We start from the raw sequence: 21,490 nt of genomic DNA, 5'->3' as shown, positions 1-21,490 counted from the left end.
ATTGGGACAATAGCCTAAATTTCAAGTTCTAAACCTTAATAAAAGCAAAAGCCCCTCTAGAGGGGCAGGGAAATCTTATAAATAAGAACTTAAACCATTATCAAGCCGCAGCATCCCGGACTGCTGGCTTTTTAACAACCGGTTTTGGCTCATTTTCATCTGCATAAACCAACAGAGGCTTGCCCGTACCGCTAATGGCAGATTCATCGAGCACCACTCGCTTGATATTACCTTGTGTAGGCAACTCATACATCGTGTCCAGCAATGCAGACTCTAGGATCGAACGCAAACCGCGAGCGCCTGTTTTGCGCTTGATTGCTTTACGAGCGATCGCTTTTAGCGCATCAGGACGGATCTCAAGTTCGGCACCTTCCATCGCAAACAGTTTCTCGAACTGCTTGACCACGGCATTTTTAGGCTCAGTCAAAATTTGCATGAGCGTGTCTTCGTCTAGCTCTTGCAAGGTGGCAATCACGGGCAAACGACCCACTAGTTCGGGAATTAATCCAAACTTAACCAAATCTTCTGGCTCAACCTCTAGGAATGTATCCCCAGTCGATCTTTCGGTTTTAGACTCAACAGAAGCACCGAAACCAATACCAGAGCGCTCGGTCCGATTACGAATCACCTTTTCGAGACCATCGAAAGCACCACCGACAATAAACAAAATGTTGGTGGTGTCGACTTGAACAAAATCCTGATTTGGATGCTTGCGACCACCCTGTGGCGGGACAGAAGCAACAGTTCCTTCGATCAACTTAAGTAAAGCTTGCTGAACACCCTCTCCGGATACATCACGTGTGATGGATGGATTGTCTGCTTTGCGAGATATCTTGTCTATTTCGTCAATATAAACAATCGCGCGTTGCGCTTTGTCGACCTCGTAATTGCAGTTTTGAAGAAGCTTTTGAATGATGTTTTCAACGTCCTCACCGACGTAACCCGCTTCGGTGAGTGTTGTGGCATCTGCCATGACAAAAGGTACATTGAGCTGACGAGCCAGCGTTTGGGCAAGCAAAGTCTTGCCAGAACCCGTCGGGCCGATTAGGAGAATGTTACTTTTTGATAGTTCAACACCATCACCCTTAATTTCGGCATGGCGCAAACGCTTGTAGTGGTTATAGACGGCTACTGCCAAGACACGCTTAGGTGCAGTCTGACCAATCACATATTGATCGAGAAATGCCTTGATTTCTGCAGGAGTCGGCAAGTCCGTCTTAATGGACTCTTTGGCATTGGCTTGGGCTTCTTCGCGAATAATGTCATTGCACAGGTCAATGCACTCGTCACAAACAAACACCGAAGGACCCGCTATCAGCTTGCGAACTTCATGCTGAGCCTTGTTGCAAAATGAACAATGCAAGACTTTTGTCGTTGCAGATCCCTTTTTTTCGGACATAAGCTTCCTGTAGGTCTTGGGCCGGAGCGTCTTAAACGGTGTCCGCGCGGGATGTCAGTACTTTATCGATGAGGCCATACGCCACAGCGTCAGGCGCAGACATAAAGTTGTCACGTTCAGTGTCAATCTCAATGCGCTCAACAGACTGACCAGTGTGTTCAGCCAACATCTGATTTAATCGCGCACGCAAATCCAAAATTTCACGCGCTTGAATCTGAATGTCTGAGGCTTGCCCTTGCGCACCACCCGAAGGTTGATGAATCATGATGCGGGAATTGGGCAGAGAGAAACGCTTACCCTTTTGACCGGCTGCCAACAAAAACGCACCCATACTCGCGGCTAAACCGGTACACAGTGTTGACACTTCTGGTTTGATAAAACGCATTGTGTCGTAAATAGCCATACCCGCATAAACCGATCCGCCGGGTGAGTTGATATAAAGAGCCACATCCTTGTCAGGATTTTCGGACTCTAAAAACAACAGTTGCGCGACGACCAAGTTGGCCGAGTGGTCATTGACCGGGCCAACCAAAAATATCACACGCTCTTTGAGAAGGCGCGAATAGATGTCGTAAGAGCGCTCACCACGGCCCGATTGCTCAACCACCATCGGTATGTAACCAAGCCCGGTGGGCGTGACTGAAGCGCCACCGTGCATGGATGCATAGAAATCGGTAAAACGTTGCATTTAGGCTGTTCCCATCACTTGGTCAAAGGGGACCTGCTCGTCTTCAACCTGTGCCTGAGCCAATGCATGCTGGACAACGTTGTCCTCAAGCACAATGCCTTCGACCTCAGAACGACGCGCACGATCTGAAAGATAGTAGCTCACGACTTCAGCAGGTTTTTCATAATTTGCTGCGAACTCTTCAATACGGGCGCGAACCTGCTCAGGTTTGGCCTGAAGTTGAGCCTTTTGAACGAGCTCAGAAACCAATAAACCAAGGCGTACACGACGCTCCGCTTCAGCAGTGAACGCATCGGCAGGAATTGGCATCTTGTCAGCGTTTGGCACGCCGCGTTGTGTCAACTCTGCACGAGCCGCTTGGACACGTGCTTCGCACTCGCTGTCCACCAGGGACTTGGGTACGTCAAACGTAGCGGCACCAATCAAGGCATCCATCACGCTGTTTTTAGTGCGGGCGAGTGTGCGGGCTTTTACTTCACGCTCAATATTGCCACGAATGTCGGCGAGCAATTTCTCAACGTCACCTTCAGGTTGACCCAAGGATTTAGCAAACTCTGAATCAATGACTGGCAAGACAGGCTCAGCAACTTCTTTGACAGTAATCGTGAACTCAGCCGTTTTACCAGCAACGTCCTTGCCACCGTAATCGGCTGGAAAGGCCAAGGGGAAAACCTTTGATTCGCCGGCTTTCAAACCACGGACGGCCACCTCAAACTCAGGCAACATACGACCCTGTCCAAGGACAAAAGGAAAATCTTCGGCTTTGCCGCCATCAAATGGAACACCATCGATGGTGCCAACAAAATCCAGCGTGACACGATCTTCATCGGTCGCAACACGACCTTCTTTAGCAGCGTATTCGGCACGCTGTTTGCGAAGGATATCGACGGTGCTTTGAACTTCGGCATCGCCGACTGTTGTCACAGCGCGCTTGATTTTGAGGGCAGATAAATCAGGAAGCGTAATTTCTGGATACACCTCAAAAACAGCGTAAAACGCTAAGGTACCCTCAGGGGTTCCTTCTGTCTTTGGCTCAAGCTTGGGTGATCCAGCAATACGCAAGCCTGAAGCTTCGATGGCTTGTTCAAATGCTTGACCGACCTTGTTGTTGATCATGTCATAACGAATGCCGGCGGAATGTGTACGCTCGAGCATAGCCATTGGCACTTTTCCGGGACGGAAGCCAGGCGCTTTAGCAGTCCGGGACACTCGCTTGAGTTCAGCCTGAACAGCTTTTTCTACGTCGGCCAACAAGACCGAGATTTCGATGCGGCGCTCGAGGCCGGAAAGGGTTTCAACCACAGGTTGCATGAAAATCTACCAAACAAAGAGGACGGAAAGCGCAGCAAACAGCCTACGCCGTATCAAAGAGCAGTGTTGGTGCGAAGGGCGGGACTCGAACCCGCACACCTGTTACGGCGTCAGGACCTAAACCTGGTGCGTCTACCAATTTCGCCACCTTCGCAATAGCCAGACATTGTAGCGCACACTAAGCATGTTTTCCGCCCCACCCTGTCAACCAACTGGTTAAAATGTCGGAATGAATCCGCGCCTCGATACTTTACAGCCCTATCCGTTTGAAAAACTGAGAGCATTATTAGCTCAGTCAAACCCTGCCGCCTCTGGCTTGCGGCCAATCAATCTCTCTATTGGCGAGCCCAAACATCCGGCTCCCGATTGCGTAAAGACCGCCATCGTGAATGGGCTAGACGGCTTGTCTGTTTATCCTCCCACCAAAGGCGACCCCAAGCTGCGTCAGGCTATTAGTGCATGGATCGGTCGCCGCTACGGCATTCCCTGCCCAGATCCAGAAACTCAGATATTGCCGGCACTTGGCTCTAGGGAGGCTCTTTTTGCCTTTGGACAGGTCGTTCTTGATGACACGAAAGATGGTTTGGTCGTCTGCCCGAACCCTTTTTATCAAATTTACGAAGGTGCTGCCCTGCTGGGAGGCGCCACACCCTTTTACGTGAATTCAGATCCTGAAAAAAACTTTCGTTGCGACTGGTCAACCGTTCCGCCTGAAGTTTGGGCTCGCACACAGCTTCTCTTTGTCTGCTCTCCCGGCAATCCGGCTGGCAATGTCATGCCCTTGTCAGACTGGAAGATATTGTTTGATTTATCTGACAAATATAATTTTGTCATTGCGTCTGACGAGTGCTACTCAGAAATTTTTCTCGATGAAAATAATCCGCCACTAGGCGGAATGCAGGCCGCATTTCAACTCGGTCGCACTGATTTTCGAAATTTAATGAGCTTTTCAAGTCTATCGAAACGCTCGAATGTACCGGGAATGCGATCAGGATTTGTGGCGGGCGATGCAAAGCTTATTGCGAAGTTTTTACTGTATCGCACGTATCACGGCAGTGCACTCTCACCTGTCGTATCAACGGCTAGTATCGCTGCTTGGAACGACGAAGCCCATGTCATTGACAATCGTGCACAGTACCGCGCAAAATTCGATGCGGTACTCCCTATTTTGAAGCCCGTCTTGGATGTCGAACGCCCAGACGCCTCCTTTTATCTTTGGGCAGGTACTCCGGGTCCAGATGCTGAGTTTGTTCGCGATCTGCTTACACATACGAATGTGACATTACTACCCGGTAGTTATGTCGGACGCACTGTGGATGGCGTCAATCCAGGTCTAAATCGCATTCGCATTGCTTTAGTCGCACCACTTGCTGATTGTGTCGAAGGTGCACATCGAATCGCTGAATTTGTCCGTTCACGTTACCCACAGGCTGTGAGCAAATAAACAAAGACGTTTATTTTTATTACCAATATCTTTTACTCTTATTTTTATATTTTTAATTTTTTTTACAGGGCTCTCATGACTCTCGATCTGCAAACCACCATTGAACAAGGCTGGGAAAACCGCGCCAATCTCTCACCTTCAGCTGCAGATGCCGCAGTTCGCGAAGCAGTCGAGCACACGATTGACGCTTTGGACACAGGCCGTTTACGTGTTGCTGAAAAAATGAATGGTAAGTGGGAAGTGCACCAGTGGATTAAAAAGGCTGTACTGCTTTCATTCCGCTTGTATGACAATGCGATCATGGGACAAGCCCCCATGCAGTTCTATGACAAAGTGCCTCTTAAATTTGCCGAATACGGTGAGACTGCCTTTAAAACTGGCGGCTACCGTGTTGTACCGCCCGCAGTCGCGCGTCGTGGCGCATTTATTGGACGCAACGTTGTGTTGATGCCTTCCTATGTCAATATTGGTGCCTACGTTGACGAAGGCACCATGGTAGATACTTGGGCTACTGTCGGCTCCTGCGCGCAAATCGGCAAAAATGTTCACCTGTCTGGCGGCGTTGGGATCGGTGGCGTTTTGGAACCTCTTCAAGCCAACCCAACCATCATCGAAGACAACTGTTTTATTGGCGCTCGTTCAGAGGTTGTCGAGGGTGTCATTGTTGAAGAAAACTCAGTTCTGGCAATGGGTGTATTTCTATCGCAAAGTACGCGCATTTATGACCGTGAAACAAAAGAAATTCACTACGGACGTGTACCTTCTGGCTCTGTCGTGGTGCCGGGTTCATTGCCTTCTGCAGATGGTTCGCACAGTTTGAACTGCGCCATCATTGTCAAACGAGTCGATGCACAGACCCGCGCTAAAACTAGCATCAACGATTTGTTGAGAGCGTAATGAACCGAGCAAACCCATCAACACCATTTATTCATTCGCCTCTAACAAGTCTGAACATCGCATGACCAAACAAATTGACGGTTCACGTGAAGCGTTACTCAGCGTTCGAGACTTCATTCGCTACGCTGTATCACGCTTTAACGAACATAAACTTTTTTTTGGTCATGGCTCAGATAACGCTTGGGACGAAGCAGTTTATTTGGTGTTGCATGCGTTGCACTTACCACCCGATCTGCTCGAGCCTTTTATGGATGCTCGTGTTTTACCCTCTGAACGTGAAGCGGCTCTGAGTCTGATCGATTTACGCTGTGAGCATCGACTACCAGCGCCCTATTTGACACATGAGGCGTGGCTTCAAGGCTACACCTTTCATGTTGATCAGCGAGTGATCGTGCCACGCTCACCCATTGCTGAATTGTTGATGAATCAGCTGAGTCCTTGGATTGCAGATCCTTTTGAGATCACGGGCATTCTCGATCTGTGCACAGGTTCAGGTTGCTTGGCGATTATCGCAGCGCATCAGTTTCCTGAGGCCTTTGTCGATGCCACGGATATTTCAAAAGATGCCCTTGATGTTGCCCTCATCAATGTTGAAAAGCACGCCATGCAAGATCGTCTGAACTTGCATCACGGCAGCCTCTACGATCCGCTACCGGTTTCCGCTCGGTACGACCTGATTATCAGCAATCCGCCTTACGTCAACTCCGCATCCATGTTGAAGCTTCCTCCAGAGTATCGTCATGAACCATCCTTAGCGCTTGCTGGTGGAGATGACGGCATGGATTTGGTGCGTACGATTATTGAACAAGCCCCCACTCACTTGCGTGATAATGGTTTGTTGTTAATTGAAATCGGCCATGAAAGACCTTATTTTGAAGCGGCCTTTCCTGATCTCGAGCCCATTTGGCTTGATACCGCCGAAGCCACAGATCAAATTCTTCTCCTGACCAAAGAGCAACTAACACCGTGATTCGTGCTTCTGGTTTGACGGTTCGTCGTGGCACTAAAGTATTGCTCGATCAAACTGAATTTGTTGTGCATCCCGGCGAGCGTGTAGGTTTCGTTGGGAAAAATGGCGCCGGAAAATCTACTCTTTTTGCTCTGCTCCAGCATGAAATTGAAGCGGATGCAGGAACACTTGAAGTGCCTCAAGGATGGCGCATGGCAAGCGTCAAACAAGAAATTGCCTCAAGCGATGGCAGTGCGCGTGACTTTGTTATCGATGGTGATACCCATCTGCGCCTACTACAAGCTGAGCGCAGCGCATTGTCTGATGCGCTCGAACGCTCACCTAACCAAGCAGAAGCACTCGGGGCACGTATCGCAGAACTAGAGTCCGAACTCATCGAAGTCGGCGCATGGACCTCCGCCTCACGTGCTGAGCAACTCCTGGCGGGCTTGGGCTTTACACCAGCGCAATGGGATCATCCTGTAGATAGCTTTTCTGGTGGATGGAGAATGCGTCTCGCGCTCGCAAGAGCTCTGATGGCTCCCTCAGAGTTGTTGTTGCTAGATGAGCCTACAAACCACCTGGACCTCGACGCAATGCTGTGGCTTGAACGCTGGCTAGGCGCTTACACGGGGACCGTTTTACTGATTTCTCACGATACCGAGTTTTTGGATTCTGTTGCACAAACAATTCTCCATTTTGATCAAGGCAAACTCAATCGATACAAGGGTGGCTATCAGGATTTTGTTATTCAACGTTCGGAAAGACTGCGTCAAACCAAAATTGCTTGGGAGCGTCAGACACGCGAGACCGCCAGGTTGCAAGGATTTATTGATCGGTTTAAAGCTAAAGCATCAAAAGCCAAACAAGCTCAAAGTCGTGTGAAGGCCTTGGCGCGAATGGAGCTGTTAGCACCCATTCATGCCGAGTCAGGCATTGACATTCGCATTCCCTCGCCCGAAGAAATGCCCGACCCACTTTTAGTGTTAGAGGATATGCAGGCGGGCTATACCAACGAACAAGGCGAAACGATCCCTATCTTGCGGAAGGTGCGCTTGATGGTTCGAGGTGGAGATCGTATTGGCATCTTGGGCGTCAATGGTGCGGGTAAAAGTACGCTAGTCAAAACACTGGCTGGTGAACTGGAGGTTCAGGCCGGCAGCCGTAAAGCCTCACGTGGTCTAGAGGTGGGATATTTTGCTCAGCATCAGCTTGACATGCTGGATTTAGACAGCAGTCCTTTGCAGCACTTAGCACGACTGGCACCACAAACCCGCGAACAAGAACTTCGTAACTATCTTGGTGGCTTTGGCTTTGGTGGCGATCGCGTCATGGACAAGGTTGCTCCCATGTCCGGTGGTGAAAAAGCCAGACTCGCGCTTTCACTCATCGTATGGCAAAAGCCCAATCTCTTATTGCTAGATGAACCAAGCAATCACTTGGATGTAGAAACACGCGAGGCCTTGACGACTGCGCTAGCAGAGTTTGGTGGCAGCATGCTGCTCGTGTCCCACGATAGACACTTGCTTCGCACCACTGTGGATCGCTTTTGGATCGTGGCGGACGGTGGCGTACAGGAGTTTGACGGTGACCTTGAGGATTACAGAGATTGGTTAGCGCAACATCAAGCAAATGCCCGTAAACAAGAGCTCGCCGATAGGCAAGCTGCAAACACCGTATCACTCGCCCAACAAGAAAATTCCTCAAGTCTTCCGGACATCTCAAATGCTGATCGGAAACAACAAAAACGCGAAGAGGCACAGGAGCGGCAACGAACGGCTGTGCTGCGTAAACCCATCGAGGCCAAGCTTACGAAAATTGAAAAAGAGCTTGAGTCCACGCAAAGCAAACTCAAAATACTTGACGCCTTGATTGCCGATGCAGATCTGTACACGGAAGCAAGACGCCAGGAGAGAGTGCAGACGCTATCCCAGCATGGGGAACTCACAAAAAAGCATGGGGAACTAGAAGAAGTATGGCTTGAGTTGCAAAGCGAGTTGGAATCAATTGGCTAGTACTGACACTAGCCAAATTGAGATTACAAAATTAAACAATAGATTACGCCTAGAAAAACTCTAGCCCTGAATGATGTCAAGTTTGGCCACGCCAAGAGCCAAAGTTTTGGCTCCAACATCGCGAAACTGGATCTGAGCTTGAGCATCTAAACCGCTACCCGACAATCCAAAAATAGTTCCTTCGCCAAAGCGGCCATGTCGTACACCCTGGCCTACGCGAAAATGTTGGTTTCCAACTGTGACACCGTAAGATGCACTTTGACTGACGGCGGGTGCTCGCTTGACGCTTCCCTGCCTTGCATAAGGATCAAAACCTGCGCTACTCGACTTCCAGCGAGGCTCGGAATCACTGAGGCCTTGTTTAGGCGTCAACCACTTTAAATGCTCCTCCGGAACCTCGGACAGAAAGCGTGACCGCATCGCATAACGCGTCTGACCATGGAGCATGCGGCTCTGAGCAAGGCTGAAATAAAGCCGTTCGCGTGCGCGGGTGATCGCCACGTACATCAAACGGCGTTCTTCTTCGAGGCCAGCCTGCTCCAATATGCTGTTTTCATGAGGAAAAAGACCTTCTTCGATGCCAGTGATAAATACTGCATCAAACTCAAGGCCTTTGGCTGCGTGCACAGTCATCAACTGCACAGCATCTTGACCGGCTTGCGCTTGGTTATCACCCGCTTCGAGTGCTGCGTGAGATAAAAAAGCCATCAGAGGTGAAAGACCATCAAAACCCTCTTGCATCGGATCTTGGGCACCTGCTGTCTGCACCACTTCGCCCGCAGGTAAACCACCCATGTCAGACTCTGCAACAAAAGCTGCAGCGGCAGTAATCAACTCTCGAAGGTTTTCAATCCGATCCGCACCTTCGCGATCAAGCTGATAGTGACCGACCAAACCGCTGTGCTCAATGACATGTTCAACAAGCTCTGGAAGAGGCAAGCTGCGTGTCTCATCGGCGAGACGCTGGATCAAACTCGAAAACTGAGCAAGATTAGACCCACCCTTACCAGGCACTCTCGCAACGGCAGCACTCAGACTCGTGTCGTAAGCTTTTGACTGATCTCCCAAAAGCTCTAACGTTCGTGCGCCAATACCGCGAGGAGGAAAATTAACCACTCGCATCCAAGACGTGTCGTCATCCAGATTGGCCATCAACCGCAAATAAGCCAGGGCGTGTTTAATTTCTTGACGCTCAAAAAAGCGTAGACCGCCGTAAACCTTGTAAGGCACTCCCGAAGAGAACAATGCATGTTCAATCACTCGTGACTGAGCATTACTACGATACAAAATAGCGATTTGACTGCGGTCACGACCGTCAGAGATCAGGCCTCGAACTTCTTCGACCAGCCATTGAGCTTCGAGCAAGTCAGTCGGTTGTTCAACAACACGAATTTTTTCTCCCTCACCCTGCTCTGTCCACAGATTCTTTCCAAGCCGACCCGTGTTGTGACTGATCAGAGCATTGGCTGAGTCAAGAATATGGCCAAAGGATCGATAATTTTGCTCGAGGCGAATGACCGTACCATGGGCATAATCGCGCTCAAAATCTGCCATGTTGCCAACATTGGCACCACGAAAAGCGTAGATTGACTGATCATCATCACCCACAGCAAACAAATGTGCGCCACCACCTGCTAATAAAGTGAGCCATTTGTACTGCAAGGTATTGGTATCCTGAAATTCGTCAACCAAAATATGTTTAAAGCGGCGCTGATAGTGCTCACGAATCGGCGCATGTCGAAACAATAACTCGTAGGCACGCAAGAGTAGTTCTGGAAAGTCGACTACGCCTTCACGCTGACACTGCGCCTCATAAAGGGTATAAATTTCGATCAGACGTCGACGAAAACTATCGTAGGCCTCAACATCACCAGGACGTTGGCCGTCTTCTTTGGCACCGTTAATAAAGCGCTGAACATCGCGCGGTGGATACTTATCATCATCCACACCATTTGCTTTTAGCAGTCTCTTGATAGCGGCTAACTGATCCGCAGTATCCAAGATCTGAAAAGCCTGCGGCAAACCAGCATCACGATGGTGGGCGCGCAACATCCGATTACACAAGCCGTGAAAAGTACCAATCCATAAACCACGGGTATCAATCGGCAAAATAGCCGACACCCTGGCCACCATTTCACGTGCAGCTTTGTTGGTAAAAGTGACGGCTAAGATACCAAGCGGACTGACTTGGCTAGTTTGAATCAGCCAAGCCATTCGGGTGGTGAGCACCCGAGTTTTACCGCTACCAGCACCCGCCAACACGAGTGCGTGTTGAGCGGGTAAAGTGACTGCGTCTCGCTGCGGGTCGTTTAGCTTGTCAATCATGCCGCATAGCGGCGAAGACGCAGAGCGAACTCCTCAAGGCTCGCAATGCCGCTCTGCTGAGCACGCTGACACCATGCCTGCAAGTCATGAAGTAACTGTTCGCTGGACGATGTTGAGCTGTCCCAGAGTTTGACTAAGTCATGACGCATCAGGACGAGTGTCGACAAAGATTCATTAAGTGAAAGCGCTTGTTCGATACGGGCACGCTCAGCAGGAGCAAGGTTCTCCTCGCCACGTCCTAACCAATGTGTCGCTGCCGCGAGAGCATCTGCCTTGGTATCAGCTTTAGAAGCTTTTAAACGAACCAACTCATCCTTGCAGGCAGTTTTCATGATGCCGGTATAGCGGGCAAGAATCTCATAACGATGTGCGATCACACCTTGTAGGGTGCGGAGGTCAACGCCTGCTTTGCCAGTCGCCTCTAATTTTAATTTAGGTGCCACTTTTTTGATCTTGGCTAAACCTAACGCCTTGAGACCTAGGATATAAATCCAGCCAATGTCCAACTCATACCATTTACTTGAAAATTTAGCGGAGGTGCCGTGAGCATGATGATTGTTATGGAGCTCTTCACCACCGATCAAGATGCCGATAGGAAACACGTTAGTGCTGGTATCTGGGCTCGCGAAATTGCGATAACCAAAGTAATGACCAATGCCGTTTACCACGCCTGCAGCCCAAAATGGAATCCAAGCCATCTGAATTGCCCAGATTGTGAACCCAATCGCACCAAACAAAGCCACGTCGATGATCAACATCAAAATGATGCCACGAGCGCTGAAGCGTGTATAAACATTGCGCTCAAGCCAATCATCTGGCGTACCGTGCCCGAATTTGGAGACTGTCTCTGCATTTTTTGATTCGTGGCGATATAACTCAGCACCACTAAATAAAACTTTGCCAATGCCGTAAATCATTGGCGAGTGTGGATCCCCCTCACGCTCACAGCGCGCATGGTGCTTGCGATGAATCGACACCCATTCTTTTGTGACCATTCCAGTGGTCATCCAAAGCCAGAAACGGAAAAAATGCATAACCGCCGGATGGAGATCCAAGCCACGGTGCGCCTGGCTGCGATGCAGAAAAATAGTCACGGCAACGATGGTGACGTGGGTCATACCCAGCGTGAAAAGCACTACCTGCCACCAGTTAGCCTGGAGCAAACCACCTGCTGCAAAAGAGATGAAGTCGTTCATGTAAGTGTCTATGATCCAAGACATTAAGATGAACAGAATTTTAGCCCAGCAAAGGGTTATCTGCTAGTAAAAACCCTCAAGTATTTGCGCAAAATCAACTATTTAAGGGTTAACGGTGGCTAAACGACCGGTTACGCTCGTTTGGGCGTAACCGGCACAATTCACCATCATATTTGAGGGTCTGAAGCATCTTCAGATTGAGGCTTTTCAGTCACTTTTACTTTAGCTTTAGGTTTTGCCCGTGGTTTAGCCTTAGGTTTTACTTCAGGTTCAAGCAGCCCTTCAGGCTCCGACAGTATCTCAGACTCAGAATCTGACTCTAATTCAGGCTCACTTTTGACCTTTTCCATCACTAAAGATTTCTTTCTTTCGAAGATAGCTGCAAAAAACCCATCCGTACCATGGACGTCCGGACGCAAACTTAAATAAGGGCCTTCGATTTGAAGTGTTGTGCGCGCTGCCAAAATGGGCGCTGCATCGACCAATTCAAATTCAGGATGGTTTGCCAAAAACAGCTCTGCCTGATCCTGATTTTCTTCTTTTAAAACGCTGCACGTCGCATAAACAAGCCGACCCCCAGGGGCGACACAGCGTGAAGCACTTGCCAAAATGCGTGCCTGCAAAGCCGTGAGCTCTTGAAGACTCTGAACAGACTGACGCCACTTCAAATCAGGGTTGCGTCGCAAGGTTCCCACGCCACTGCAAGGTGCATCCACCAACACGCGGTGCGCTTTACCCGCAAGCCGCCGAACACGCGTGTCATTTTCATGCTCAATCGCGACCGGCACGATATTGGACAACCCGCTTCGAGCAAAGCGTGGCTTAGCCTTTGCAAGTCTAGTCGCTGACACATCAAACGCATAGAGCCTGCCAGTAGAGCGCATCAGCGCACCAAGCAATAATGTCTTACCCCCAGCGCCGGCGCAGAAATCGATCACCATTTCGCCGCGCTTTGGCCCCACCAGCAACGCGAGGAGCTGACTGCCCTCGTCCTGGACCTCAATCAAACCATGTTCGAACTGGTGCCACTTGTTCATAGCGGGCCGCCCCTTAAGACGGATTCCCCAAGGCGAATAAGGTGTCGCAACAGGCGCATGCCGCACGCCATTGCCTTTGATCAAGTCAGCCAGCATTTCATCGCGGTCCGCTTTCATCGGATTGACGCGAATATCAAGCGGGGCTGCAGTATTCAGTGCTGCTGTGAGGGATTCCAGTTCTGGCATGTCCTTGATTCGATCGAACAACCAGTCGGGCAAACTTGTACGGACCTGCAATGAAAGAGACTGCTCATCAATCTGAGCAATCCGGTCTAGCCACGCCAGCTCACCCACATCCAATACTGGGCGAACTTTGTCAGCCCCCATTGTGGCAATGGCGCCCTGGATCGCTAAACGCCGTACCGCATTACCGACTCCACTCTCCCCGAGCTGACGATAGCGACGCAAGTGACGCAACACGTCATAGACAACCTCAGCGACCTCAGCGCGATCGCGGATTCCGAGTTTGGGGTGCGCTCGAAACCAATGGGAAACAATCGAGTCCGCGGCAAAGCGCCAGGTCAGAACTTCGTCAAGGACCTGGCGGATCTGATCCAGCCGAACCGTCATGACAGGCTGGCGAGGCTTTGGAACATATGTTGAAACGACGGGTTGCTTTTCTACGCCATAAGGCTGGCCCTCACCTTGTCCGGCAAAGCCTCGATCGCCTTGAGGGCGGGGTCCACGAGGCTGAGCATTCATGAGTCTTTCAGTCGCGGAACCAGGCTTGACCGCACTAGCTGATGCGCTCAGCGCCGCGGCCCGAGCTTCATCTTTTTTGTTGTGTCGCCCTGCACCCGTCGCGCCAGGTGGCCGACGGCTTGGTTTGCTGGGATTGCTCATAAATATTGGCCTGATGTAAAAAGTCGTGTGGTGATGCCGTCCACCTGAACGCGCTGATCGCTGGTCAAGTGTATTCGGCCCTGAGCAAGCCAACATGCGACTTGCGGATAAATATGGTGTTCCATGCCCAACACCCTTGCGGCTAAGGTCTCGGGCGTATCGTCATTGAGTACCGGGACCACACCCTGAGCAATAATGGGACCGTGATCAAGCACGGGAGTGACGAAGTGTACGGTGCATCCATGGGATTGAACACCCGTGGCTAACGCTTGAGCATGGGTATGTAAACCAGGAAAAGCAGGCAACAAAGACGGATGGATGTTCACAAGCCGTCCGGCAAAGCGCTCAACAAAGCCTGGAGTCAACACTCGCATAAAACCAGCCAGCAGCACGTAATCTGGCTCAAACTGTTCAATGGATTGTGCCAGTGCGGAGTCAAAGGACTCTCTGGAGCTGAAGGCAGTATGGGCCAAGCCCACAGTCTGGATACCCTGCTCTGCAGCCCAAGTCAGTCCTGCTGTCTCAGCACGGCTCGCGATGACGGCAGCGACGTCTGCAGCGCATTCTCCAGTTTGGCACGCCTGCACGATTGCTTGCATATTGGAACCCTGTCCTGAGATCAAAATCACAAAGCGAGGGCGTATATTTTGGGGGTCGGACATGGTATTCCACGATAAGGCTAGTCTGAAATTGTAAACTGTCACCTGTGAAAACCATTCTCAGCATTTTTCGCCAAGCCCCCGCGCCTGATTTTCGCCTACCGTGCGCCCTGTCAATTGGTAACTTTGACGGGGTACATCGTGGCCATCAGGCCATGATTGCTCAAGTCTGCGACGCGGCAGAGCGACTTGCGCTCGCTCCAACGATCCTGACCTTTGCACCGCATCCGCGTCAGTACTTTGCGCATATCAACCACCGCCCAGAGCTCTCTCCTCCGCAAATCACTGGGCTGAGGGACAAACTCACCGCCCTCGCCCACGCCGGCGTTGAGCGTGTGATTCTCGCTCGATTTAATCAAGCAATGGCGGAAATGTCGGCCTCAGACTTTGTCACAAAATGGCTAGCAATTGAGCTCAATGTCCGTTGGTTGCTGGTGGGCGAGGATTTTCGTTTTGGCCGCCAGCGAACCGGGGACGTCAAGTTGCTCAAAGAGCTTGGGCAACTTTGCGGTATCGCGGTTCATACGCTAAGTGACATTACCGATGAACAGGGACACAGGATTTCCAGCTCTGAGGTCCGAGGTGCGCTTGCAGCGGGAGATGTTCGCCGTGCCGCCAGCTTATTAGGCCGCCCTTTTGGCATGACGGGTCACATTGTTCATGGCAAAAAGCTCGGACGTACGCTTAATATGCCAACGATGAATATGCATGTCACACCTCGTTGCGCTGCGCGCTCTGGCATTTATGTCGTTCGCGCACATGGTCTTGGGCCCAAACCCCTGCCTGGAGTGGCTAGCCTAGGCGTTCGTCCCACCGTCGAAGATGATGGAAGAATTTTGCTTGAGACTCACTTATTTGATCTGAATGTAGATGCATACGGTAAACTCGTGCGCGTCGAACTCCTGCAGCATTTGCGGGATGAAGAAAAGTTTCCCGATCTGCCAACCTTGACTGCCGCCATGCATGCCGATGCACAGCATGCGCGCGCTTACTTTGCGCTCCATGGACTATAAAAACACACTCAATTTGCCCGATACACCCTTCCCGATGCGTGGAGACCTTCCGCGTCGAGAGCCTGCTTGGGTCGCACAATGGCAAGAAAAAAAGGTTTATCAAGCGATTCGCGACGCAAGCCGCGGTCGACCAAGCTTTTTATTGCATGACGGCCCGCCCTATGCGAATGGCGACATTCACATCGGTCACGCCGTCAATAAAATCCTAAAGGACATCATCGTCAAAAGCCGCAACATGGCGGGTTTTGATGCGGCGTATGTTCCAGGTTGGGATTGTCACGGCATGCCCATCGAAATTCAGATCGAAAAGAAATTTGGCAAACACTTGCCTGTTGCCGAAGTGCAGGCAAAAGCTCGGGCTTACGCGCTTGAACAAATCGAGCGACAGAAAAAAGACTTTGAACGCTTGGGTGTCCTGGGTGATTGGAATCGCCCTTACCTGACCATGAACTTCAGTAATGAAGCCAATGAAATTCGAGCGCTCGGGCGTATTTTAGAAAAAGGCTATGTTTTTCGTGGTCTCAAACCCGTTAACTGGTGTTTTGATTGCGGCTCTGCTTTGGCTGAAGCCGAGGTCGAATACGCGGACCGTCAGGATCCAGCCGTTCACATCGCCTTCCCTTTTGCAGACCGCCCAGCCCTCGCAAAAGCATTTGGCTTGCCCGAAGTGGATGCCGGTGCTATTGTGATTTGGACTACGACGCCTTGGACCATCCCTTCCAATCAAGCGCTGAATATCCATCCAGAGTTTAAGTACGCGCTCGTGCGTGTGACGCCGGCTCCCTCAACGGGTTCGCTGCTGATTTTGGCCGCAGATCGCGTTGAGGCTTGCCTCAAAGAATGGGGGCTCGAAGGCGACATTATCGCGGAATGCGTTGGCCTCGCTCTGGATCAAATTACCTTCGATCATCCATTGGCAAGCTTCGACGAAGGCTACCGCCGCGTCGCGCCGATTTATCTCGGCGACTATGTGACGCTGGATACAGGAACAGGCGTTGTGCACTCTGCGCCCGCCTACGGTGTTGAAGACTTCCTCTCCTGCAAAGCCAATGGGATGAAAGATGCTGACATCATTAATCCTGTGATGGGTGATGGCAAGTACGTGCCTTCCCTACCTGGCTTTGGTGGACTCAGCATTTGGGCAGCCAATCCGAAAATTGTTGAAGCTTTGGCTGCTGCAGGAACTTTGCTTAAGCAAGAGCCGCATTCACATAGTTATATGCATTGCTGGCGACACAAGACACCCATCATTTACCGGGCGACTAGCCAATGGTTTGCCGGAATGGATGTTCAGCCGATCGACAACGACGCGACTTTGCGCCAAAGTGCCTTAGCGGCGATTGATGCCACAGCGTTTTACCCTGCTTGGGGACGCGCACGATTGCATGCAATGATCGCAAATAGACCAGACTGGACATTGTCTCGCCAACGTCAATGGGGCGTGCCGATGGCGTTCTTTATCCACAAAGAAACAGGCGCGCTTCATCCAAACACACCTGCACTCCTAGAAGAAGTCGCTAAACGTGTGGAAAAACACGGCATTGAAGCTTGGCAAGCGATTGAACCGGCTGATCTGCTGGGGGCTAATGCAAACGACTACGAGAAGAATCGTGACACGCTCGATGTATGGTTTGACTCAGGCACGACGCACGCCACAGTATTGGGTGGTCCTGACAATCAGCACAAGGGCTCGCATGGTGAACTGACTTGGCCTGCGGACATGTACCTTGAAGGCTCAGATCAACATCGCGGTTGGTTCCACTCGTCTTTGTTGACGGGTTGTATGCTATCGGGACGCGCGCCTTACAAGAGCCTTCTGACCCACGGTTTCGTGGTGGACGGTCAGGGCCGCAAAATGAGTAAATCAGTCGGCAATGTGATTGCACCTCAAAAAGTATCTGATAGCCTTGGTGCAGAAATTTTGCGTCTATGGGTGGCCAGCACGGATTATTCTGGTGAGTTGTCCATTTCTGACGAAATCCTCAAACGCGTGGTTGAAGGCTATCGTCGCATTCGTAACACCTTGCGCTTCCTGCTTGCCAACCTCGCTGACTTTGATGCCTCCACGGATGTCGTCGCTGCGAGTGATTTATTAGAAATCGATCGCTATGCCTTGACGATGACTTCGAAAATGCAAGCAGAGGTGTTATCTTGTTTCGAGAAATACGACTTTCACCCGGCCATGTCTCGCATACAGCATTTCTGCTCAGAAGACCTTGGTGCGTTTTATCTTGATGTATTGAAAGATAGGCTTTACACGTCCGCACCGCGCAGTCTTGCTCGACGCTCGGCCCAAACCGCTCTGCTTCACATTACACAGACGTTGCTCAAATTGATGGCGCCTGTATTGTCCTTTACGGCCGAAGAGGCGTGGGGGATTTTGCTCAGCTCAACACTGAAATCCTCTCCTGATATTGGTCGTCTGACCATTTTTACCGAATGCTTCCATGTGACGCCAAAGGTTGCTGACTCCGAGGTACTGGAGCAGCGTTGGTTGAGATTGCGCGAGATTCGGGCGCTTGTCATGCGCAAGCTCGAGGACTTACGTAGTGCAGGGAATATTGGCTCTTCCTTGCAGGGCGAAGTCGATCTGACTGCTCATGGTGATGATCTGGCATTACTGCAAAGCGTTGCAGATCAATTACCCTTTATCTTTATCGTTTCGCGCGTGGGTATTCACGCAGGTGCTGGTGAGTTGGAAATCAGCATTGCGCCCTCTACGCATCAAAAATGTGAACGCTGTTGGCACTGGCGCGACGATATTGGTCAAGATCAAGCGCATCCACACATCTGCGGTCGATGTGTGGATAACTTAAATGAAGCTGCAGCCACCTAAGTATGGAGAGCGACAAGCAAGGCACGTCACACTCGCCCATTCCCGACTTAGTCGGTTATCGCGGAATGGGAAGATGGCTGCTGCTAGCGTTGTTACTGATTGTGGTGGATCAACTGACCAAGATTGGTTTTGATCATGCCCTGCGGTATGGAGAGCGCGTCAACGTTTTGCCTGTTTTTGATTTCACCTTGCTCTACAACAAAGGCGCTGCGTTTAGTTTTCTAGCAGATCAGCCCGGTTGGCAACGTTGGTTTTTTACCATTCTGGGGATTGGTGCAAGCGCATTTATTCTTTGGATGATGCACACCCACCGTTCTCAGCATCGCTTCATGTTGGCGCTCACGCTGATTCTTTCTGGTGCTCTTGGTAATGTGATTGATCGTATCGCCTATGGCCATGTCGTGGACTTTTTGCTTTTTTATTGGCAAAACTGGTATTACCCTGCTTTCAATGTAGCTGATGCAGGCATCACAGTCGGTGCTATCCTTTTAATCATTGACGAAATTCTTCGCCTTCGAGGTCAGCATGCAAGATCTTCTTGATAAACGGATTGTGCTGGGTTTGAGTGGGGGCATTGCCTGCTACAAGGCTGCTGATCTAGTTCGCAGACTGATTGAACGAGGTGCCCAAGTAGACGTTGTCATGACTGAGGCCGCAACGCGGTTTATTACAGCCGTGACGATGCAGGCGTTGAGTGGACGCCCCGTGTTTGTAGATGCTTGGGATAATCGCATCCATAACAATATGGCGCATATCCAACTCACCAGAGGTGCTGATGCGATCCTGATCGCTCCCGCTTCGGCAGACTTTATGGCTAAGCTTGTTCAGGGGCGTGCAGATGATCTGCTCTCGACACTCTGCCTTGCACGTGCCTGTCCATTATTGGTGGCTCCTGCTATGAATCGCGAGATGTGGCTCGCGGCTCCTACACAGCGCAACGTCGCTCAGCTCTCCCAAGACGGTATCGAAATACTGGGTCCTGGCAGTGGTGAGCAAGCATGCGGTGAAACGGGTGATGGCCGCATGCTCGAGCCATTGCAAATTGTTGCAGAGCTCAAGCGATTTTTTCAGCCCAAGCATTTTAAAAATTTGCACGTACTCTTGACGGCTGGACCGACAATTGAGCCGATTGATCCCGTGAGAGTGTTGAGTAATCGCTCCTCTGGCAAGACTGGGTACGCACTTGCCGAGGCTGCCTGGGAAGCTGGAGCGAGCGTGACCCTGATCTCTGGACCGACCGCACTGCCATGTCCCTATGGAGTGACCCGTCTGGATGTGGATACCGCTCAGCAAATGCATGATGCTGTCATGTCCCACCTAACTGGGCAGGATATTTTTATTTCGGTTGCGGCAGTTGCGGACTGGCGCATTAAAAATGTTTCGTCTGAAAAAATTAAGAAAAGTGGTTCATCCACACCCGAATTAAAGTTTGAAGCAAATCCGGATATTCTGGCAGCTGTTGCCTCCCTTAAAGACGGTCCGTGGTGTGTTGGATTTGCAGCTGAAACTGAAAACCTTTCCGAATTTGCTCATGCTAAGAGACTTCGAAAAGGTATCCCGATGCTGATCGGCAACTTAGCCCAACATGTCATGGATGCAGATCACACGACTGTTTCAATTTTTGATGAGCAAGGGGAACATGCCCTGCCCTTGAGTTCCAAACAGGATGTCGCCAGACAGCTTGTGAATGCGATTGCGCAACGCTTTCATCGCTCACACCCGTCAAGATAGATTATTTAGGTCTACACATGCAAGCGTTGATCGACCAACTCGTCTTATTCATTCAAAACAATCAGTCGTGGGCGGGCCTAGTCATTTTTATCATGACTTTCGGTGAATCTTTGTTTGTTCTGGGAATTTTCATCCCAGCAACAGTGTTGCTATTTGCTACAGGCACATTGATTGCAACTGGCACACTTGATGCAGGACCCATTTTATTTTGGGGCATTGCTGGAGCCATTGTTGGGGATGCACTGTCCTTTTGGCTTGGTCGCTGGATGGGCCCTAAAGTTTTACGCCACAAACGGTTGAATGCCTACCGCAGACAAGTCGCTCGCGCTCGACTGTTTTTCTACAGATACGGATTTTTAGCTGTATTAATTGCTCGCTTTTTAGGCCCGCTCCGCTGTTTTATTCCGACCGTTGCTGGCGTAATGGGCATGCCTGAACTTCGTTTTCAACTGGCAAATATCATCTCCGCAATTTTGTGGCTACCTGCCCTGTTGGCTCCAGGGTATCTTGCCTCCCTGAGCGTTGAAGCGCTTAAGCAAGGTCAGCACTCTACTGTTTATTCTTTGGTGGGTCTCGCGGTGATTGCAACGATTGCCTGGCTCGTCATTCGCAAAAGACGTGAAGTCAAAAATAAGCAAACAAATTCGCATAAACGTATTCGTCATCACGACATTTAAATAGAATCTTGAGCTCAATATGAACGCTGTAGACGTAAAAATTCTAGATCCTCGTATGCGTGAGCAATTGCCTGCTTACGCAACGAGTGGCTCAGCAGGCTTGGACCTGAGAGCGTGTTTGGACCAACCTCTTGTGTTGGAACCTGGCATGACACAGCTCATTCCAACAGGCTTGGCGATTCACGTTGCCGATCCAGGGTATGCAGCGGTGATTTTGCCCCGATCGGGTCTTGGCCATAAGCACGGCATCGTATTAGGTAACTTAGTTGGCCTGATCGATTCTGATTATCAGGGGCCATTAATGGTGTCTGCGTGGAACCGTAGCAGCGTCGCCTATACGCTTGAACCCATGGAGCGTTTGGCTCAACTTGTCGTTTTACCCATCGCACAGATTCAATTCAATGTGGTCGAAGATTTTGATCGTACTAGCCGTGGATCTAGTGGTTTTGGCAGTACTGGCAAAGGCTAAA

Annotated in this window: 16 protein-coding genes, 1 tRNA gene and 2 pseudogenes; 10 read left to right on the top strand and 9 right to left on the bottom strand. The window is 50.6% G+C overall.

Annotated features, from left to right (window positions below):
• Positions 1 to 100: 100 nt before the first annotated feature.
• The 4 genes from clpX to WBJ47_RS11750 all read right to left on the bottom strand — a co-directional run bounded on the left by clpX (position 101) and on the right by WBJ47_RS11750 (position 3,552).
• Entirely contained in the window at positions 101 to 1,399 is a 1,299-nt protein-coding gene (gene clpX / locus WBJ47_RS11765; protein ID WP_422244047.1) for an ATP-dependent Clp protease ATP-binding subunit ClpX, read from the bottom strand.
• A 31-nt stretch (positions 1,400 to 1,430) separates the two neighbouring features.
• Positions 1,431 to 2,087, bottom strand: coding sequence for an ATP-dependent Clp endopeptidase proteolytic subunit ClpP (clpP, locus tag WBJ47_RS11760; RefSeq protein ID WP_422244046.1), 657 nt, complete (start codon positions 2,085 to 2,087; stop codon positions 1,431 to 1,433).
• Positions 2,088 to 3,398 carry a trigger factor gene (gene tig / locus WBJ47_RS11755; protein ID WP_422244045.1) on the bottom strand — a complete coding sequence of 437 codons (1,311 nt, stop codon included), beginning with the start codon at positions 3,396 to 3,398 and terminating at the stop codon, positions 2,088 to 2,090.
• A gap of 67 nt (positions 3,399 to 3,465) precedes the next feature.
• A tRNA-Leu gene (locus WBJ47_RS11750) sits at positions 3,466 to 3,552 on the bottom strand.
• A gap of 75 nt (positions 3,553 to 3,627) precedes the next feature.
• Between WBJ47_RS11750 and dapC the strand changes: the two genes are divergently transcribed.
• The 4 genes from dapC to WBJ47_RS11730 all read left to right on the top strand — a co-directional run bounded on the left by dapC (position 3,628) and on the right by WBJ47_RS11730 (position 8,703).
• Positions 3,628 to 4,842, top strand: a complete 1,215-nt coding sequence (gene dapC / locus WBJ47_RS11745; RefSeq protein ID WP_422244044.1) for a succinyldiaminopimelate transaminase — start codon at positions 3,628 to 3,630, stop codon at positions 4,840 to 4,842.
• A 75-nt stretch (positions 4,843 to 4,917) separates the two neighbouring features.
• Entirely contained in the window at positions 4,918 to 5,739 is an 822-nt protein-coding gene (dapD, locus tag WBJ47_RS11740; protein ID WP_422244043.1) for a 2,3,4,5-tetrahydropyridine-2,6-dicarboxylate N-succinyltransferase, read from the top strand.
• A gap of 61 nt (positions 5,740 to 5,800) precedes the next feature.
• Positions 5,801 to 6,709: a 50S ribosomal protein L3 N(5)-glutamine methyltransferase gene (prmB, locus tag WBJ47_RS11735; protein WP_422244042.1), complete on the top strand. Its 909-nt coding sequence runs from the start codon at positions 5,801 to 5,803 to the stop codon at positions 6,707 to 6,709.
• Positions 6,706 to 8,703 carry an ATP-binding cassette domain-containing protein gene (locus WBJ47_RS11730; RefSeq protein WP_422244041.1) on the top strand — a complete coding sequence of 666 codons (1,998 nt, stop codon included), beginning with the start codon at positions 6,706 to 6,708 and terminating at the stop codon, positions 8,701 to 8,703. Before prmB ends, WBJ47_RS11730 begins: the two co-directional genes overlap by 4 nt.
• A 60-nt stretch (positions 8,704 to 8,763) precedes the next feature.
• Here the strand turns inward: WBJ47_RS11730 and WBJ47_RS11725 are convergent.
• The 5 genes and pseudogenes from WBJ47_RS11725 to purN form a co-directional block, all read right to left on the bottom strand.
• Positions 8,764 to 8,952: pseudogene (locus WBJ47_RS11725) on the bottom strand (hypothetical protein); the annotation flags it as partial.
• A 102-nt stretch (positions 8,953 to 9,054) separates the two neighbouring features.
• Positions 9,055 to 11,028 (bottom strand): annotated as a pseudogene (locus WBJ47_RS11720) (UvrD-helicase domain-containing protein); the annotation flags it as partial.
• Positions 11,025 to 12,224, bottom strand: coding sequence for a DesA family fatty acid desaturase (locus WBJ47_RS11715; RefSeq protein ID WP_422244040.1), 1,200 nt, complete (start codon positions 12,222 to 12,224; stop codon positions 11,025 to 11,027). The pseudogene WBJ47_RS11720 and the gene WBJ47_RS11715, both read right to left, overlap by 4 nt.
• 167 nt (positions 12,225 to 12,391) lie before the next feature.
• The gene (locus tag WBJ47_RS11710; RefSeq protein ID WP_422244050.1) at positions 12,392 to 13,831 is read right to left on the bottom strand and encodes an RsmB/NOP family class I SAM-dependent RNA methyltransferase; all 1,440 of its coding nucleotides are present in this window, start codon (positions 13,829 to 13,831) and stop codon (positions 12,392 to 12,394) included.
• A 269-nt stretch (positions 13,832 to 14,100) separates the two neighbouring features.
• Positions 14,101 to 14,766, bottom strand: coding sequence for a phosphoribosylglycinamide formyltransferase (purN, locus tag WBJ47_RS11705; RefSeq protein WP_422244039.1), 666 nt, complete (start codon positions 14,764 to 14,766; stop codon positions 14,101 to 14,103).
• A gap of 44 nt (positions 14,767 to 14,810) precedes the next feature.
• Between purN and WBJ47_RS11700 the strand changes: the two genes are divergently transcribed.
• From WBJ47_RS11700 to dut, 6 genes are all read left to right on the top strand, one after another.
• A complete protein-coding gene (locus tag WBJ47_RS11700; protein ID WP_422244038.1) occupies positions 14,811 to 15,776 on the top strand; it encodes a bifunctional riboflavin kinase/FAD synthetase in 966 nt (321 codons plus the stop codon).
• Positions 15,766 to 18,612 carry an isoleucine--tRNA ligase gene (gene ileS, locus WBJ47_RS11695; RefSeq protein ID WP_424585336.1) on the top strand — a complete coding sequence of 949 codons (2,847 nt, stop codon included), beginning with the start codon at positions 15,766 to 15,768 and terminating at the stop codon, positions 18,610 to 18,612. Before WBJ47_RS11700 ends, ileS begins: the two co-directional genes overlap by 11 nt.
• Before the next feature lie 65 nt (positions 18,613 to 18,677).
• On the top strand, positions 18,678 to 19,154 hold the full coding sequence (lspA, locus tag WBJ47_RS11690; RefSeq protein WP_422244734.1) for a signal peptidase II: 477 nt from the start codon (positions 18,678 to 18,680) through the stop codon (positions 19,152 to 19,154).
• A complete protein-coding gene (gene coaBC / locus WBJ47_RS11685) occupies positions 19,138 to 20,343 on the top strand; it encodes a bifunctional phosphopantothenoylcysteine decarboxylase/phosphopantothenate--cysteine ligase CoaBC (protein WP_422244713.1) in 1,206 nt (401 codons plus the stop codon). The genes lspA and coaBC overlap by 17 nt, the downstream gene beginning before the upstream one ends.
• A 17-nt stretch (positions 20,344 to 20,360) precedes the next feature.
• Positions 20,361 to 21,020, top strand: a complete 660-nt coding sequence (locus tag WBJ47_RS11680; protein WP_422244715.1) for a DedA family protein — start codon at positions 20,361 to 20,363, stop codon at positions 21,018 to 21,020.
• A 19-nt stretch (positions 21,021 to 21,039) separates the two neighbouring features.
• Entirely contained in the window at positions 21,040 to 21,489 is a 450-nt protein-coding gene (dut, locus tag WBJ47_RS11675) for a dUTP diphosphatase (RefSeq protein WP_422244716.1), read from the top strand.
• Position 21,490 lies beyond the last annotated feature (1 nt).

The sequence above is a fragment of the Zwartia sp. genome (assembly GCF_049655405.1).
Classification (GTDB): Bacteria; Pseudomonadota; Gammaproteobacteria; order Burkholderiales; family Burkholderiaceae_B; genus Zwartia.
The sequence above is the reverse complement of the archived record's forward strand: the minus strand, read 5'-3'. Positions and strand labels throughout refer to the sequence as shown.